Origin of the sequence: Pseudomonas sp. URMO17WK12:I12 (assembly GCF_000514395.1) — a bacterium.
GTDB classification, from domain to species: Bacteria; Pseudomonadota; Gammaproteobacteria; order Pseudomonadales; family Pseudomonadaceae; genus Aquipseudomonas; species Aquipseudomonas mucoides.
The window spans coordinates 97057-113194 of record NZ_AZVV01000004.1 but is presented as its reverse complement, the minus strand read 5'-3'; the positions used below and the strand labels follow the sequence as shown (position 1 = coordinate 113194).

12 protein-coding genes are annotated in these 16138 nt (G+C 62.2%); 1 reads left to right on the top strand and 11 read right to left on the bottom strand.

Features of this window, described 5'->3' with window-relative positions; all coding sequences use genetic code 11:
• Window positions 1–137 precede the first annotated feature (137 nt).
• Window positions 138–4748 carry a DUF4329 domain-containing protein gene (locus D882_RS0103365; RefSeq protein WP_155953700.1) on the top strand — a complete coding sequence of 1537 codons (4611 nt, stop codon included), beginning with the start codon at window positions 138–140 and terminating at the stop codon, window positions 4746–4748.
• 58 nt (window positions 4749–4806) lie between these two features.
• Here the strand turns inward: D882_RS0103365 and D882_RS0103360 are convergent, their stop codons facing one another.
• From D882_RS0103360 to D882_RS0103310, 11 genes are all read right to left on the bottom strand, one after another.
• Entirely contained in the window at window positions 4807–5817 is a 1011-nt protein-coding gene (locus D882_RS0103360; RefSeq protein WP_027921923.1) for an iron ABC transporter permease, read from the bottom strand.
• The gene (locus D882_RS0103355) at window positions 5814–6761 is read right to left on the bottom strand and encodes an ABC transporter substrate-binding protein (RefSeq protein WP_027921922.1); all 948 of its coding nucleotides are present in this window, start codon (window positions 6759–6761) and stop codon (window positions 5814–5816) included. Before D882_RS0103355 ends, D882_RS0103360 begins: the two co-directional genes overlap by 4 nt.
• Window positions 6758–7546 carry an ABC transporter ATP-binding protein gene (locus D882_RS0103350; RefSeq protein ID WP_027921921.1) on the bottom strand — a complete coding sequence of 263 codons (789 nt, stop codon included), beginning with the start codon at window positions 7544–7546 and terminating at the stop codon, window positions 6758–6760. Before D882_RS0103350 ends, D882_RS0103355 begins: the two co-directional genes overlap by 4 nt.
• A gap of 212 nt (window positions 7547–7758) precedes the next feature.
• Window positions 7759–9141: a PepSY domain-containing protein gene (locus tag D882_RS0103345; RefSeq protein ID WP_027921920.1), complete on the bottom strand. Its 1383-nt coding sequence runs from the start codon at window positions 9139–9141 to the stop codon at window positions 7759–7761.
• A 129-nt stretch (window positions 9142–9270) separates the two neighbouring features.
• Window positions 9271–11388: a TonB-dependent copper receptor gene (locus D882_RS0103340; RefSeq protein ID WP_027921919.1), complete on the bottom strand. Its 2118-nt coding sequence runs from the start codon at window positions 11386–11388 to the stop codon at window positions 9271–9273.
• 83 nt (window positions 11389–11471) lie between these two features.
• Window positions 11472–11921 (bottom strand): DUF2946 domain-containing protein, encoded by a 450-nt coding sequence (locus D882_RS0103335; RefSeq protein ID WP_027921918.1) that lies wholly within the window; start codon window positions 11919–11921, stop codon window positions 11472–11474.
• 12 nt (window positions 11922–11933) lie between these two features.
• Window positions 11934–12413 carry a copper chaperone PCu(A)C gene (locus D882_RS0103330; RefSeq protein WP_027921917.1) on the bottom strand — a complete coding sequence of 160 codons (480 nt, stop codon included), beginning with the start codon at window positions 12411–12413 and terminating at the stop codon, window positions 11934–11936.
• Window positions 12414–12461: 48 nt separating this feature from the next.
• Window positions 12462–12860, bottom strand: a complete 399-nt coding sequence (locus D882_RS0103325; protein ID WP_027921916.1) for a DUF2946 domain-containing protein — start codon at window positions 12858–12860, stop codon at window positions 12462–12464.
• Between the two features lie 200 nt (window positions 12861–13060).
• The gene (locus D882_RS0103320; protein ID WP_027921915.1) at window positions 13061–13795 is read right to left on the bottom strand and encodes a cobalt-precorrin-6A reductase; all 735 of its coding nucleotides are present in this window, start codon (window positions 13793–13795) and stop codon (window positions 13061–13063) included.
• Window positions 13792–14889 (bottom strand): cobalt-precorrin-5B (C(1))-methyltransferase, encoded by a 1098-nt coding sequence (locus tag D882_RS0103315; protein ID WP_027921914.1) that lies wholly within the window; start codon window positions 14887–14889, stop codon window positions 13792–13794. Before D882_RS0103315 ends, D882_RS0103320 begins: the two co-directional genes overlap by 4 nt.
• Complete coding sequence (locus tag D882_RS0103310; RefSeq protein ID WP_027921913.1) at window positions 14882–16093, bottom strand: bifunctional cobalt-precorrin-7 (C(5))-methyltransferase/cobalt-precorrin-6B (C(15))-methyltransferase; 1212 nt, start codon at window positions 16091–16093, stop codon at window positions 14882–14884. The genes D882_RS0103315 and D882_RS0103310 overlap by 8 nt, the downstream gene beginning before the upstream one ends.
• Window positions 16094–16138: the final 45 nt, after the last annotated feature.

Here is a 16138-nt window from a genome sequence, read left to right as displayed (position 1 = left end):
GAAACTTCCAGATTTCGACACATCAATTAAACAAAAAATAAACTCGTCAGAAAGGGGACAGATTTATTTTCGGTGCGCCGGCGTGCGCAGCATTGGTGCTGGCTGCGTCAAAAGCGCAACACCGGAGGGCGATACATATGTACCACCTGCTGCGCTCCGGGATCCTGATCATCGTGGCTTCTCAATCGAGTGAGCAGCACATGAACGGCACCTCAATCAGTACACCTTCAACACCCCGAAGGGCGGCAACCTTTCCTGCCCTGGGGCCGACATTCACCAGCGCGGACGACGCGGCCTACTGGGTTCACCGTCAGATCGGCGCGCGCCGCGACAAGGCTTACGGCGGTGTAATCGTGCAGCGTGGCGACGGAAAATTTCAGCCCACGTTGCCAGTGGCGGGGAGGATGGGGCATTTCGAATTCGACTTCCTGCTGTCTACTGAAGCCCCCCGAGAGCTGTTTGCTCCACCGGGCTACAGTGGCGCGGCGTATTACCTGTCCCATTCGGCCAATCACGCTGAAGTCCTGCGTGTTCACCCAGGCTGGACGAGCGAGCAGATCACGTTGAGCCTCGGATTTTTTTCCAGAGGACATATTCTGAGTCATATGCAGGACCCGGGTGCCTATGGCCAGCGTCATTATCTGTCGGGTCCGGATGGTTCACTGATCAAGTACGAGTCCACTCAGCCGGCAGAAGAGAAAAAACTCTTTGAGCAAGGGTTCAAGGCTTTCGGTCCGTTCTCCGACGTTGAACACCTGATTCAAAAAGTTGCCCAGACCGGCACGCTGAGCGTACTGGTCGCCAATGCGCCGTGGGGCGGCGTAAGAGGAAACGTGCCGGCGAACTGGACGCTCGGTACCGCAGCGGTGCGAAGTCCGACCCCGGTACAACCGTTTTTTTGTGCGGTGTTCAACCAAGTGGACAAGGCCATCGAAGCCGCCGCCGCGACAGTAACCCTGTCCACCGGCAGCGTTTATCTTGGGTTTGTTGTGACCTCTGCCGACAGCTCGGAGTGCATGGCGACCTATCCGGTACTTTCCAGCGAGCCGGCAGCCGAATTGTTCAAGACTTTTCCGATGAAAGCTGATCGCACGCTGGAGCGCCTGCTCGATTTCGACTTGAACGGCGTTTACTTCGTGCCGCAGGGCGATGCGGCTCAGAGTGCCAGTGAGCCCTGGCTTTATGAGCGGTTTTTTTCACCGGACGAATTGGCGGCGGGCATCAAATTTTCGCTGTGGGATGTTCACCGGCAGGAATACCCGGACTACCTGAAAGTGTACGCCCGGACCCGCGACGGTGCCGTGTTGCAGTACCGCCCCTCGGCGCACCAGCGTGAAGCTCCGCTGAAGGACAGCGCGGATTTCAATGTCCGACTGCAGGCTGGCACGCTCAAGCCTGCGGACTACATCAGGCTGGTGGTCGCAGCCGGCGAGCTGACGGTGCTGAAGGACAGCGCGTTGTGGGATGTGGTCGGGATCGTTGGCCCTGACTGGCAAGCCTATGCCAGGTCGCGGCGTTTGAGTCCTGCGTTCCTCATGGCGGACGATGCCGCACGTTTTGCCCATGAGTACATCGGCAGTCGGCGTGAACAGGGCTTTGTCGGGATGATTTTGCAGGATCGAAACAAACGCTTCGTCGCCACCGAGCCGGTGTTTGCCGCAAAACGGTTCGCACTGGACATGCTTTGCCCCCTCGACGCTAACGGCGCACCGATTGTGCTGGTCCAGGGGCACTCGTTTCATGGGCTTTACGCTTCGCGCTGGCAAGCCGATGCCGTGGGCATCACACGTACAGACTTGCACGGGCAACTGACGCACGTGCAAATGTTTACCGCCGAAGACATTCGCTCGATGTTCGACAGCCACGCGCATGTTGTCGATTTTTACCTGTCTGGCTCGGCCGACTCTCTATTGGTTTATAGCCCCGACGTATCGAAAGTGGCGGCTCGCAACCGCCTGCAGCAGCGGGTGGCCGTACTCGCTGATGGCAACACGCTAATAGATCGGGAGCTGACGGCCGGCACTCTGGAGCCCGGTGCAGTGGTCGATGAACTGGCCGGCACGGGCAGATTGCGTGTGGTGGTCGGCAGCGACGTGTGGGGGCCGCGGGGAGCGCTGCTGGGTGATGAACCAGATAACGAGGCCACCCGCACAGACATCTCCGCTCCGGCGCTGGGGGCAATTTTTACCAGCGCCGAAGACGCGGTGCTGAACGCCCGTCATCGAGCCCGGCTCGACTACCGCGCAGCCGCGGCGGGTTGGGGGTTTATCCTCAAGCACAAAGAGCGCGAGGAGTACGTGGCGACCGAAACGGTTACGACCGGGCGCCTGGGGACGCTCAACCAGGCGAGCGACTTCGGCGCTCCCGTGTTGATCGACGAGTTTAGGACCCTCGGGCTTTACTACGCGGCAAGCTGGATGCCTAAAGGGTCATCAACAACGGACGCCTGGTTAGCCCGGCATTTAGCGCCCGTCAGCGATCTGGCAGCAGCGATATACGACGACAAGGGCACGCAACGTCTGACGCATTTTCAGGACCTGAAGATTTTTATCGCGACACTGGATGGGGCATTGTTGCAGTACCAATACTCGGCCTCTTCAACACAATTCGACAATAAGGGGGTGCAGCAACTGACGTCAGCATTGGGCAAGGAAACACCACCCTATGCCAGCGTCATTCAAATGGTCGCCAAGGCCGGCGAACTGAAGGTGCTGCGCACCAGTGAACTGTGGGACGAGCCGGGCAGTGTCGGTCCTGACTGGAAACCTTTCGTGCAGATCCAGCGGCGAGCGCTCAGCCCGGTCTTTCTGTCGCAGGACGATGCCGCGCGCTTTGCGCTGGCGAAGTTGGGCGCGCGGCGTGAGCGGGTCTACGGTGGCCTGGTGCTGCGTCGCGCCGACGGTTTGTTTGTCGCAACGTTGCCGGTGGCCGTCGAAGTCGAGAACTTCCCTGCCAGCTGGATTCGTCTGGACGAGTTGGCTGAACAGGGGTTGTTTTTGGCAGGGAGTACGGTCGTCGCCCGCTACCATTCCCGAATTCAGATCGAACCGATTTTCGCCCTGTCGAACCGCGAACGGGACGTGTATCTGAACATGTTTTCTACCGACTTTCTGGCGGACATCCTGACCGGCTCCGGGCGCTCCCCGTCTCTGTCGCCCGGCAAGGAATACCTGCTGGGGCTCGACGGCAGCCTGATCAGCTACACCCTCAGTGCAAGTGCCAGCGAAAAGCAGCTCGCCCGGGCATTGGCGTCACCCAGCCCGTTGCAGCGCCAGCACACACCGATTGAACTGCACATGCGCAACGGTACGCGAACCCCGAGTGAATACGTCAATCAGGTTGCAAGCGCCGGGCGGTTGCAAGTGGTTCAGGGGAGCCGACTGTGGGGAGAGGCCAGGCCACTGTCGCACTGGAGTGCTTATCCCGGCATTGTTTCGTCGGAAGTGAAGCGATTTGCCATTGCCGAGCCGGCGCTCAGCCCGGTCTTCACACAGATGGACGACGCTGTGCGGCATGTCCATCGCACGGTGGGCGCCCGTGCCAGCCTGATGTTCGGCTTTGTGCTCAAGGCGCTGAACGGTGAACGGTACGTGACGACGTTGCCGATCGACGGGGGACAAGGGCATCTCACGGTCGAGCGGGTGTTTCCCGAAGGTTTATTACCGTTGGGGTATCGAGTCGAGGGCCTCTATTTGTGTCCGTCGACCCGTCCGGGACGATTGCCCCATGACGTGACGCACAGCTTCATATCGCCTAGGGATCTGTCCTACGGGCTGGATGCTGTCGGTGTGCGCACGGCTGAAGGATCCACGTACCTCAACGTCTACTTGTCCTGCTCCGATGGCGCCTTGTTGCGTTACGCCCCTAGGAGCAAGGCCCCGGAATGGACCTTGTTTCATACCACGCACGCCTACGAGAGAATTGTGCAATCAGGGCAGGAGTCGCTGTTCGAGTATCTGCGCAAAGTGATCGCCAACGGTGAATTGCAGGTCGTGGTGCGCAGTGCTTTCTGGTCGCCGTTCAGGGTTGATGCCCGGGGTGTCAAAACCGGCATCGGGTTGGTGAGGTGGGCGTCGGATAACCGCTTTGCTCTCGGGCCTGTATTCGCACATGCCGATGATGCGGCTCGCTCGGCCCAAAGTCAGATTGGCGAATACGTCGGCCAGCAGTATCTGGGTGGCGTGCTGATACACCCGGCGTCATCGTCGTTCGTGGCCGTCGAGCCGCTTGAGGACGGCGTCGAGAGTGGGGCTGTCAGTGCGCTGTTTTACTCAGGACCGGGCGGGCCCATTGCACCGGTCACCGTGCCGGGCGCGCAGCCCTTGCTGTTGCCGGTTTTTCCGCAGGACTACAAATGGGTGGCTGTTCATCAGTTCTACAAACGCTTCAACCTGTTCGTGTGGGACCCCACTGCGTCTGATCGTCTACTGATGGACAACCTGGCGCTGGCCGATCTGTGGTTTTGCAGAGACGTCGTGAAAAAGAGCGGCGTCTCCGGGGGCAGTTGTTATTTCACCGGTCGTGGCGGGGCCCTGTTCAAATTTACCCCCAGCTTCTCGCCGCAGGAAACGGCCTTGTTCAACGAGGAGGCAAAGGACGGGGTGGCGGCTTACCTCGCCGCGCTCGCCGGTGTTGGTCGGCTTGAGGTCGTGGACACCGACGGCTACTGGCAATTTCGCGGGCGATTGAAGTCGACTTGGCAGCCACCTGTGCAGTCGGCGGCGAAGCCGGATCGTGACGAACTGTGAAGTGCAGCACTTATTGATCTGAGTGCCGGATGAACCGTGCCTTCCGCGCTGGCACGGCTCAGCGGCGGCGCATGAGGCCGATGAAGAACAGCCCGCCGATGGCCGCCGTGGCGACGCCAATGGGCAGGTCCTCCGGGGCAATCAGCGTGCGGGCGGCGACGTCGACCCAGACGAGGAACAGGCTGCCGAGCAACACGCACGCCGGCAGCAATCGCCGATGTTCCGCCCCGACCAGCCGCCGCGCAATGTGCGGCACCATCAGCCCGACAAAACCGATGGACCCGCTGATCGAGACCAGCACCCCGGTCATCAGCGACGCAATCAAAAACACCCGCAACCGCACACTGCGCGCATTCAGCCCGAGGGTCACCGCCGTCTGCTCGCCGGCCATCAACGCATTCAACGGCCGGGCCATGCCCAGCAGCAACACCAACCCCAGCAGTACGCTAACCGCCGGCACCGCGAGCAATTCCCAGCGCGCCAGCCCGAGCCCGCCGAGCATCCAGAACATCACCGCCGAACTGGCGCGGTGATCGCCAAGAAACAGCAGCAGATTGGCCATCGCCATCATCACAAACGACACCGCCACACCGCACAGCAGCAGCCGATCACTGTCCAGCCGCCCGTGCCGATGGGCGATCACCAGCACGATCAGCATGCTGACCAACGCACCGATAAACGCCGCCATCGGCAAGGTCAGCAGCCCGACAATCTCACCCACATGCAGCACCACAATCACCGCGCCGAGGGTCGCGCCGGACGTGACCCCAAGCAGGTGAGGATCGGCCAACGGATTACGCGTCACCGCTTGCAGCACCGCACCGATCAACGCCAGCCCGGCGCCCACCAGCGCGCCGAGCAACATGCGCGGTACACGGATCAGCCACACGATATGTTCCTGCCCGGCGCTCCAGCTCACCTCACCAAGCCCAAAGACCTTGTGCAGCAAAATCTGCCACACCACGTCCACCGGCACTCGCGCCGGGCCGAAGCCCAGCGACACCACGCACGACACCAGCAGCAACGCGCCGAGGGCCAGCAGCAACAAACCGTAGCGACGATTGATCATTCGCCGTGGAACCCTTTGGCCAGGGTTTCTACCGCCAACACGTTGTCGATGCCGGGCGTGGCCTGCACGTAGGGAATGACGATAAAGCGCTGGTTCTTGATCGCGTCCACCGATTGCAGCGCCTTGTTGTCGAGCAGGAATTGCTCCTTTTGTTCGGCAGTGACTTCGCCGTAGTCGACGATCACGATCACCTGCGGATTGCGCTCGACCACGCTCTCCCAGTTGACCCGCGTCCAGCTCGCGTCGACGTCATCGAGAATGTTGCGCCCGCCCGCCGCATCGATCAGCGCTTGCGGCATGCCCAGGCGCCCGGAGGTCATGGCGCGGTCTTCACCGCTGTCGTACAGGAACACCCGCGGCTTGTCCGCCGGCAGGTCCTGGCGCACCTCGTCGACTTGCGCCTGCATCTGCGCGATCAAGGCGTTGGCGCGGTCTTGCACGTCGAAGATTTTGCCGAGGTTGCGCAGGTCGTTGTAGGTGTCTTCCAAACTGGCGGCCGGGCGCTTCATCACGAAGGCGCAGGACTCGGTCAGCTCATAGACGTTGATGCCCAACGGTTGCAGGGTTTGCGGCGTCAGGTCGCCGCCTACGCGCATGCCGTAATCCCACCCGGCGAAGAAGAAATCGACGTTGGCGTTGAGCAGGGTTTCCACCGACGGGTACTTGGCGGCGAGCTCCGGCAAGCCGTCGAGGATGCTCTGCATCTCGGGCGTCACCGACTTCCAGCCGCTCACGCCGCTGTAGCCGGCCATGCTCGGTTTTAGGCCGAGGGCGAGCATCATCTGGGTCATGTTGATGTCGTGACTGACCGCGTGTTTTGGCGCGTGCTTGAAGGTCACTTCGCGGTTGCAGCTGTGCACGGTCAGCGGGTAATGAGTGGCCTCGGCCAAGGCCTGGGCACTGCCCAGCAGAAGGGCGGCACACAGCAGGGGACGCAACGTCATGGTTGGGTTATCCAGGTGATTCGTGGGTAGCCGTGCAGGGGATGGTCGTCGATCAAGGCGTCGACGCCGAAAACGTTGCGCAGCAGCGGGGCGGTCAGGACTTCTTTGGGGGTGCCGCTGGCGACGATGCGGCCGTGGTTGATCACGTACAGCCGATCACAGAAAGCCGCGGCGAGGTTGAGGTCGTGGATGCTGGCGAGGGTGCCGATCTTCAGGCGTTTGACCAGTTGCAGCAGTTCCAGTTGATAGCGCGGGTCGAGGTGATTGGTCGGCTCGTCGAGGATCAGCAATTGCGGCTGTTGCGCCAGGGCGCGGGCGAGGATCACCCGCTGCTTTTCACCGCCCGAGAGGGTGGCGAAAGCGTGGTCTTCAAAGCCGTTGAGCCCGACCGATTCCAGCGCCTGGGTCGCGAGGTTCCGGTCTTCGAGGGTGTCGCCATCGAACAGGCCTTTGTGCGGCGTGCGGCCCATGGCGACCACTGCTTCAACGGTCAGGCCGAAGGCGTCGGGGAATTCTTGCAAGACCACGGCGATGCGTTGCGCGCACCAACGGGAGGATTGCTTCCAGACGTTGTGGTGATTGAACTGGACCTCGCCACTCTCGGGTTTGCTGAAGCGCCAGGCGCAGCGCAACAGGCTGGTCTTGCCGCTGCCGTTGGGGCCGATCAACCCGACGAACTCGCCGGCGGCCACGTGCAAGGAGGCATCACGCAGTTGGAACTGGTGATGACAATGGCCGTGGCCCAGGGGTGTCCAGGCGAGGTTTTTGAGGGTCAGCGAGGTCATGCGTTTGCTCGGAGATTTTGGTGATGCGGATGACGTCATCGCGGGCAAGCCCGCTCCCACAGGTATTGCGCAGTCCCTGTGGGAGCGGGCTTGCCCGCGATGGCGGTTTTGAAACAAACGATGAATTTATAGTTATACAGTAACACTAAAGATAAGCGCGAGATAAGCGCGGGAAGTCTACAGGCCTGTCTAACCCGCGCATCTCGCCTGTTTCATGATGAAGATGAGGCCGATTCAGTTTGTCGGGTGAGGCGCGACAACAACACGCGATCCAGCACCCAGACCACCACCAGTGAAGCCCCCACCAGCGGAAACATCACCGCCAGGGCGAACATGATGACCATCGCTGTTTTCCATTTAGGCAGGTCATGGCGCAGCGGTGGAACACCGAATTTGCCCTGTGGCCGACGCTTCCACCAGATCACCACGCCGCTGACGGCGCTGAGCAAAATCATCAGGCAAATCAGCAGCACGATGATCTGGTTGACCACACCGAACATCTTGCCTTCGTGCAGCATCACGCCGATTTCGGTGGCGCGGGCGACGGGGCCGTATTGTTCATAACGCACGTCGGCGAGGACGTCGCCGGTGTATTGATCGACGTGCAGGGTGGCGTCGTTGCGCGGGTCGTCGGCGAACACGGCAATGGTGAACACGCCGGTGGCGGTTTTCGGGAAAGTGATGCTGTAACCCGGCTCGACCTTGCGTTGCACGGCGATGTTTTGCACGTCTTGCAGGCTGATGGTCGGGGCGGCGGGGCCGGCTTGCGCGCCGCCGTGGGCCATGTGTTCGGCGTGGTCGCCGCCAGACATTGGCATCGGCGTGTTTTCCATTGCCCAAGGCACGGTCTGTCGGGTGGCGGTGTTGAGGCTGCGCGCTTCGACATCGGACGTGGGCACGTTGTCCCACATGGCGGCCGGGAACACGTTCCACACGCCAGCGTATTGCTGGCCCCAGAACCCGGTCCAGGTCATGCCGCTGAGCAGCATCACCAGCAGCAACGAGGCGCCCCAGAACCCGGTCACCGCGTGCAGATCACGCCACAACACGCGACCGCGACTGCTCAGGCGTGGCCACAAAATGCCGGCCGCCTGACCACGGGGCCACCACAGGAACACCCCGGACACCACGAGCACGATGCCCCAACCGGCGGCCATTTCGATCAGTCGATCACCGACGGTGCCGATCATCAGCTCGCCGTGAATCGCCCGTGCAATGGCTTGCAGGTTGTTCTTGGCGTCTTGCTCGCCGAGGATGTCGCCGTGGTACGGATCAATGAACACGTTGAGTTCGGTGCCGCCGTTGATCACGACGAATTGCGCGCTGCGCTCGGCGTTGACCGGCGGCAGGTACTGTTTGATCGTGGCTTGTGGATACGCCTCTTTCACGCGTTTGAGCAGGTCGTCGGCGGACACCGTGTGGTGATCGGCCGGGACGGTCATCAGGCTGCCGTACATCAACGGATCGAGTTGCGGTTTGAACAGGTAAAGGGTGCCGGTCAGGGCCAGCATCACCATGAAGGGGGCCACGAACAGACCGGCATAGAAATGCCAGCGCCAGGCCAGGTTGTAGAAATTCACTTTGGGCTGTTTCATCACGTGTGCTCCGCTTTGGCATGGATCTTTTAGTTGTTTGTTGGCGGTTGCTGCGCAACCGATCGCGAGCAAGCTCGCTCCCACAGGTTTCACACTGTCCATGTGGGAGCGGGCTTGCCCGCGATGCCTTTAGAAACTCATGTCCACCTTGGTCCAGAGCGTTCGTCCCGGTTCTTTAATGGCCTGCGGGTCATTGGCCGGGTAGCCGAAACCGGCGTTGCCGGCCAGGTTCAAGTGCTCGGCGTAGGCCTTGCCGAACAGGTTGTCGACGCCGGTGCTGACCCTCCAGTGCTTGTCGATTCGGTAGGCACCGTTGAGCGAGAACACGCCGAAGCCCGGGGTCTTGTCGAAGTCTTTGCCGACGACGTTGCCCTTGTTCTGATCGATGCGGTTTTGCGCCGCGACCACCCGCCACAAAGCGCCGGCGCTCCAGTTGTCTTCGCTGTAAGTCAGGCCGAAACGCGCATCCAGTGGCGGCATTTGCGGCAGTGCGTTGCCGTCGCTGCTGTTCTTGCCCCAGGCGTAGGCCAGGGTCGCGTCGGCCTTCCAGTTGGAGGTCAGCTTGTAGGCCGCACCGAGCTCGCCGCCCATGATTCGCGCGTCGACGTTCTGCGCCTGGGAGGTGGTGCCCATCGGGGTCGGGAGGTAGTTGAACAGGATGTAGTCGTGGACTTTGCCGACGTAACCCGAGGCCCAGGCGTCGAGGTTTTCGGTTTTGTATTGCAGACCGAAGTCGAGCTGGGTGGTTTTCTCGGGCTTGATCGAATCGAAGGCATTCACCGAACCGGCGGGGCCGAGCTTGGGTGAAAACAGCTCCCAGTAATCCGGGAAACGCTCGGTGTGGCCGATGCCGGCGTAGAGGGTGGTCGGGCTGTCGGCCAGGTCATGCTCATAGCGGACGAAGCCACTTGGCAGGGTGTCGGCGCGGGTGTCGTCGGCGGTCGGGTTGGGGCGGGTCGTCATCCCTGAGCCGGTGGTTTGCCGGTAATCCTTGGCCGAGGCGCGGTCCAGGCGCGCGCCGGTAATCAGCCGGTCGCGGTCGGCGGCGTACCAGGTCAGTTCACTGAAAACACCGTAATTGTGGAAGTCGGCGTCCTCGGTGTACGGCAGGTTTTTGTAAGTGTCGACGCCCATGCCGCCGCGCTGGCGGTGTTCGCTGGTTTGCGCATCGAGGCCGCTGATCAACTGCACATCGGCCCAGCGCCAGGTGCCTTTGATTCTTGCGCCGAGGGTGCGGCGGTCGACGTTCGAGGCCATCGGGCCGGACATCATCCCGGTGCCGGAGGGCGTGCGCAGGGTGTAGTTGTCCATCACGTGGTCGGCGTAGTTGTAGTAGATCTGCGCTTCGACCTTGTCCAGCACGTCGCCAATGTTCGACTTTTCGAAACGCAGGCCCAGGCTTTCACGCTTGAACTGCGAACCGTCCATGCCGCGCCCGGCGTAACGCGCTTCACCATCGCCCTTGCCGGCCGTCAGTTCCAGCAGGGTGTCGGCGTCCGGGGTCCAGCCGAGCATGACGTCGCCGTTCCACTTGTCGTAGCGCGAGGGCACGGTGTCGTTGTTGCCATCGCGATAATCGTCGGCGTGCGCGGTGTTGCCGATCACTCGCACATAGCCCAGTGGCCCGCCGGCAGCGGCGTCCACCACTTTGTCGAAACGGCCGTTGGAGCCACCCAAGACGCTGGCGTTCACCCGCGTACCGAGTTCGCCGAAGCTTTCCGGTTCACGGTCGAAGAGGATGGTCCCGGCGGATGCACCCGGTCCCCAAAGCACGGTTTGCGGACCTTTGATCACGGTGAGTGTGTCGTAGGTTTCCGGCGAGAGGTACGACGTTGGCGCGTCCATCCGGCCGGGGCAGGCGCCCAGCAATTGGCCACCGTTGGTGAGGATGTTCATCCGCGAGCCGAACATGCCGCGCAGCACCGGGTCGCCGTTGGTGCCGCCGTTGCGCACGAGGGCGAAGCCGGGGATGGTTTTCAGATAGTCGGCACCGTCGCTGGCCGGCACCGGCTGGCGCGGGTCCTTGGGGTGGGTGACGATGGTCAGCGGCGAGCTGGGAGCGATCGCGGTGATCACCGTCGGGCTCAGTTCTTCGATATGGCCCGCGTGTTCATCGGCCAGCGCCATGGGTGTTAATAGAGCGCCACAAAGGAAGGCGGTGGCGTGCCTGAAACGAACACTGGCGTCGTTCAGGGCAAAAGAAGCTTGGGCAGTGCTCAAGCGTGAGTCAGCAGAAAACCTGGACATGACAATTTCCATCGAGCGGCATAAACGACACGGCCGACAGCCTGAAGCTGTCTTCGAATCCGTGTGAGATCAGAGGTGGGTGTTTACGCGACGATGGGCGGGGCGCGGGTTCGGGCGCCGGGAAAGACGGTTTGCCGGGCGTGGCCCAGGCGGGGGGACGGAGTAGTGAAGGTGTGGGGGAGCGGGGTGTTGAAAGTTGTGAATGAAACACCGCCGGTCAGCGCCGGGCAGTTGAACAGCAGGCTGCAATAGCCGCATTTTTCCCAGATCGCGTGGTGCGACGGGGTGGGCGGGCAGTGCTCGGCAGCGGGTTGCGCGCCGTGGTCGGCGTGCTCCATCGCTGACATGTCCATGCTCATGTCCATCGACATGTTCATGGCCATTGCCGAGGCGCGTTGATCCATCGGCATCGACTGAGAAATCAGCGGACCGATAAAGATCATCAGCATGGCGAACAGGCTGATCCAGCTGCCGCGCGTCAGGCTCAATGACTGACGGCGTGTCGCGGATGACCTGGCGCTAGGCGGGCGCATTTGCTCAGCCGGTTACTGGGCGTGAGCGTGCATCTGCATGTCTTCGGGCGGCTTCTTCTGCACCGAGACTTCGACCGTCACGTCACCGGCCTTCTCGAAATGCATCGTCAGCGGGAAGCGTTTGCCGTCGCTCAACAGGCTACGGTCTTTCAGGTTGACCAGCATCACGTGATAGGCCATCGGCGCAAACATGACGTTGCCGCCCGCCGGAATATCAACGCTCGGCACCTGTTGCATCTTCATCAGATCGCCTTGCATCACGTGTTCGTGCAGCTCGGCTACGGCCGAAATCGGCGAGTCGACACTCAGCAGGCGATCAGCGGTTTTGCCGCTGTTGTGAATCACGAAATAGGCGGCAACGGTTGGCGCGTTCGGCGGCAACTCCTGCGACCACGGGTGAGCGATTTCCAGCTCGCCGACTTTGTATTCGTGGGCATTGGCAAAGCAGGCAGGCAGCAGCAACGCGGCCAGAACGATGAGTTTGTTCAACATGGCAGTTCTCCAGAGCGATTCAAAACGCAGATCAATTGCGAGAAGGAATCACACCAGAGGGGAAGCGCGGGGGTTGAGGTTGGGCCATTGCTGGCGCGGTGTGGGGATATCGAGTGTGACGGCAGGCAGGCTTCGATTGGCCTCGAACTGCGCGAAGTACAGCTGCGGCTCATGCCCTGGCAGCGCCACGACAGGCGCTGCGCCCGAGCAACACCAGCAATGCTGCATGTTGGAGTGATCGTCGCCTTGCGGCGCTTTCTGCCCGAGATCGCCCAGGGAAATCGCTACCATCTTGGTGCCGCTGGACGTGCAGAAACTGCCCCACAACAATTGCTCGGCAGGCGATTTGGCAGACTGCGCCATCGCATTGCTCATCGGCATGGCGAGCATGTTGAACAGCACTGCGAAGCAGGCGATCCAGGCAATTGCAAGCCGATGTCGGGACATGGGGAAATCCGTTTGGGTGGGCGATCAAGCGCAGCTATTTAGCCTGATCAGGGCCGATAAGTAAAAAAGCGGCGTGCGGTGTGGTGTCGCAGTGCCACGCTTTCATAAACTTCATGATAGTCGCGAATTTCAGATTGCCAGTGCCGACCAGCGAGGGGCGCGCATTTTTTGTAGCCGCTGCCGAAGGCTGCGTCCGGCTGCTACAGGTTTTGTGTAGAACTCTTGCGCAAGGCTGCCAGCACGTCCGCCAGCGTACTGAACTCTCGATCAACTTGTGCCAACACCGGCCGCTTCAAAACAATCACCGGAACCCCCCGCTCCCGCGCCACTTCCAGCTTCGGCTCGGTCGCGGTGCTGCCGCTGTTCTTGCTGATCAGCACATCGATCTGTCGGCGCTCAAACAGCTCGCGTTCTTCCTCGATCACAAACGGGCCGCGTGCGCCGATGACTTCGCAGCGGTCGTTGCCGGGGTAAACGTCCAGCGCACGTAACGTCCAGAATTGCTCCGGCGGGATTTCGTGCAGGTGCTGCAAGGGTTCGCGACCGAGGGTGAATAAGGGGCGGTGGAAGGGTTGCAGGGCTTCGATCAGTTCGGACCAGTCGGCGACTTCGCGCCAGTCATCCCCGGCCAGGGGTCGCCAGGCCGGACGGCGCAGCGCCCAGCAGGTGATGCCGGTCAGCTGTGCGGCCGTCGCGGCGTTGTGGCTGATTTGGGCGGCGTAGGGATGGGTCGCGTCCAGCAGCAGGTCGATGCCTTCTTCGCGAATGAACTGCGCCAGACCTTCCGCGCCGCCGTAGCCGCCGACGCGCACCTGACAGGTCAGATCCGTTGGCACCCGACCCACACCGGCCAGGCTGTAAATGTGTTCAGGGCCAAGGGTGCGAGCGATGGCCAGCGCTTCCGTCACGCCGCCGAGCAGCAAGATGCGCTTCATTGAAAAGCCCCCGCATGGCCGACAATGCCGCCCTGACGATCGATGGCAAACACTTCGACCTGAACCTGCGCCGGCACCACGCTGCGGGCAAATTCCAGGGCGTGCTGACACACCGCATCACCGAGGGCGATGCCCGCAGCGGCAGCCATCGCCAAGGCTTGCTGGCTGGTATTGGCCTCGCGAATGGCCTGTTGCAGTGCTTCATCCGCGCCGACCGCTGCTGCCCATTGCGCCAGTTGCGGCAGGTCGATGCTCGAATGCCGACTGTGCAAATCCATGTGCCCGGCCGCCAGTTTGCTGATCTTGCCGAAGCCGCCGCACAGGCTGAGTTTATCCACAGGCACTTTGCGCAGATGCTTGAGTACGGCGCCGACGAAGTCGCCCATTTCGATCAGGGCGATTTCCGGCAAGTCGTAGACCCGGCGCATGGTGTCTTCGCTGGCGTTGCCGGTACAGGCGGCAATGTGCAGGTAACCGTTGGTTTTGGCGACGTCGATGCCTTGGTGGATCGAGGCGATGTACGCCGCGCAGGAGAACGGCCGGACGATGCCGCTGGTGCCGAGGATCGACAAGCCGCCGAGAATCCCCAGGCGCGGGTTCATGGTTTTCAGCGCCAGGGCTTCGCCGTCCTCGACGTTGACGGTGACCTCGAAGCCGCCGCGGTAGCCGAGTTCTTCGGCCAGCAAGGTCAGGTGATCGGTGATCATTTTGCGCGGCACCGGATTGATCGCCGGTTCGCCGACGGCCAGTACCAAGCCGGGGCGCGTCACCGTGCCGACACCACGCCCCGCCTTGAAATGAATGCCCGGCTCGACGCTCAGGCGCACGTGTGTGTACAGCAGGGCGCCGTGCGTTACGTCAGGGTCGTCGCCCGCGTCTTTGATTGTTCCGGCTTCGGCGCCGTCGTCGGTCAGGCGACAAAATTCCAGGCGCATCTGCACGTGCTTGCCCTTGGGCAATACGATCTCGACCGCGTCAGCACCCATGCCCCCCAACAACAGACGCGCTGCGGCCAGACTGGTGGCGGTGGCGCAGCTGCCGGTGGTCAGGCCGCTGCGCAACGGGGCGGATTGTTCGGCGGTTTCGTCACGCATCGCAGGGCTTCGTCACGTCCAGCAGGGTAATCGGCAGCGCCTGTCGCCAGGTGTCGAATTCACCCAGCGGCTGCGCCTGGGCAATGTGGATGCGGGTCAGCTCGCCGCCATGCTGTTCGCGCCAGGCCATCAGGGTCATTTCACTTTGCAGCGTGACCGCGTTGGCGATCAATCGACCGCCGGGTTTGAGTTGCGCCCAACAGGTGTCGAGCACGCCTTCACGGGTGACGCCGCCCCCGATGAAAATCGCGTCCGGGCGTTCGAGCCCGGCCAGGGCCTGGGGTGCGTTGCCGCGAATCAGTTGCAGGCCGGGCACGCCGAGGGCGTCGCGGTTGTGTTCGATCAGCGACTGTCGACCTTCATCGGCTTCAATGGCCAGTGCGCGACATGTCGGGTGGGCGCGCATCCATTCGATGCCAATCGAGCCGCTGCCAGCGCCGACGTCCCACAGCAGCTCACCCGGCACCGGCGCGAGGCGCGCGAGGGTGATGGCGCGCACGTCGCGCTTGGTCAGTTGGCCGTCGTGTTTGAACGCGGAGTCCGGCAACCCGGCCAATCGCGAAAGGTTCGCTGTGCTCGGCTCGGCGATGCACTCGATGGCAACCAGGTTCAGATCGGCGATCAGCGGATCATTCCAGTCATTGGCAACGCCATCGATGCGCCGTTCGGCTGCACCGCCCAGATGTTCCAGCACGGTGAGGCGGCTCGGACCGAAACCGCGTTCGCGCAGCAGAGCGGCAATCGCCGCCGGGCTTTGACCGTCGTTGCTCAGCACCAGCAAACGCACGCCACTGAACACCTGCGCATTGAGGGCGGCGAGCGGCCGGGCAACGACTGAAAGCGTCACCACCTCCTGCAACGGCCAGCCCATTCGCGCGGCTGCCAGCGAACAGGAGGAAGGCGCCGGCAGGATCTGCATGTCTTCAGCCGACACCTGGCGCGCAAGGCTGGCGCCCACGCCGAAGAACATCGGATCGCCGCTGGCCAGCACACACACCGCCTCACCGCGACGGGCCAACAGCGGCTCAAGGGAAAAAGGGCTCGGCCACACCTGGCGCTCGCCACGGATGCACACTGGCAGCAGATCCAGTTGCCGCTGGCTGCCCATAATCCGCGAAGCGCGCAGCAGGGCATGCCGGGCGTTTCTGCCCAGGCCCTTGAAGCCGTCTTCACCGATTCCCACTACTGTCAGCCAGGGTGACATCTGCAGTCCTTAAAAATAGTCCTCAATCGGACGGTTCCGACGGGC

Excerpts from the sequence above, each read along its gene's own strand:
- D882_RS0103365 (WP_155953700.1), top strand. The coding sequence starts at position 138 with ATGTACCACCTGCTGCGCTCCGGGATCCTGATCATCGTGGCTTCTCAA.
- D882_RS0103360 (WP_027921923.1), bottom strand. The coding sequence starts at position 5,817 with ATGATCAATCGTCGCTACGGTTTGTTGCTGCTGGCCCTCGGCGCGTTG.
- D882_RS0103355 (WP_027921922.1), bottom strand. The coding sequence starts at position 6,761 with ATGACGTTGCGTCCCCTGCTGTGTGCCGCCCTTCTGCTGGGCAGTGCC.
- D882_RS0103350 (WP_027921921.1), bottom strand. The coding sequence starts at position 7,546 with ATGACCTCGCTGACCCTCAAAAACCTCGCCTGGACACCCCTGGGCCAC.
- D882_RS0103345 (WP_027921920.1), bottom strand. The coding sequence starts at position 9,141 with ATGAAACAGCCCAAAGTGAATTTCTACAACCTGGCCTGGCGCTGGCAT.
- D882_RS0103340 (WP_027921919.1), bottom strand. The coding sequence starts at position 11,388 with ATGTCCAGGTTTTCTGCTGACTCACGCTTGAGCACTGCCCAAGCTTCT.
- D882_RS0103335 (WP_027921918.1), bottom strand. The coding sequence starts at position 11,921 with ATGCGCCCGCCTAGCGCCAGGTCATCCGCGACACGCCGTCAGTCATTG.
- D882_RS0103330 (WP_027921917.1), bottom strand. The coding sequence starts at position 12,413 with ATGTTGAACAAACTCATCGTTCTGGCCGCGTTGCTGCTGCCTGCCTGC.
- D882_RS0103325 (WP_027921916.1), bottom strand. The coding sequence starts at position 12,860 with ATGTCCCGACATCGGCTTGCAATTGCCTGGATCGCCTGCTTCGCAGTG.
- D882_RS0103320 (WP_027921915.1), bottom strand. The coding sequence starts at position 13,795 with ATGAAGCGCATCTTGCTGCTCGGCGGCGTGACGGAAGCGCTGGCCATC.
- D882_RS0103315 (WP_027921914.1), bottom strand. The coding sequence starts at position 14,889 with ATGCGTGACGAAACCGCCGAACAATCCGCCCCGTTGCGCAGCGGCCTG.
- D882_RS0103310 (WP_027921913.1), bottom strand. The coding sequence starts at position 16,093 with ATGTCACCCTGGCTGACAGTAGTGGGAATCGGTGAAGACGGCTTCAAG.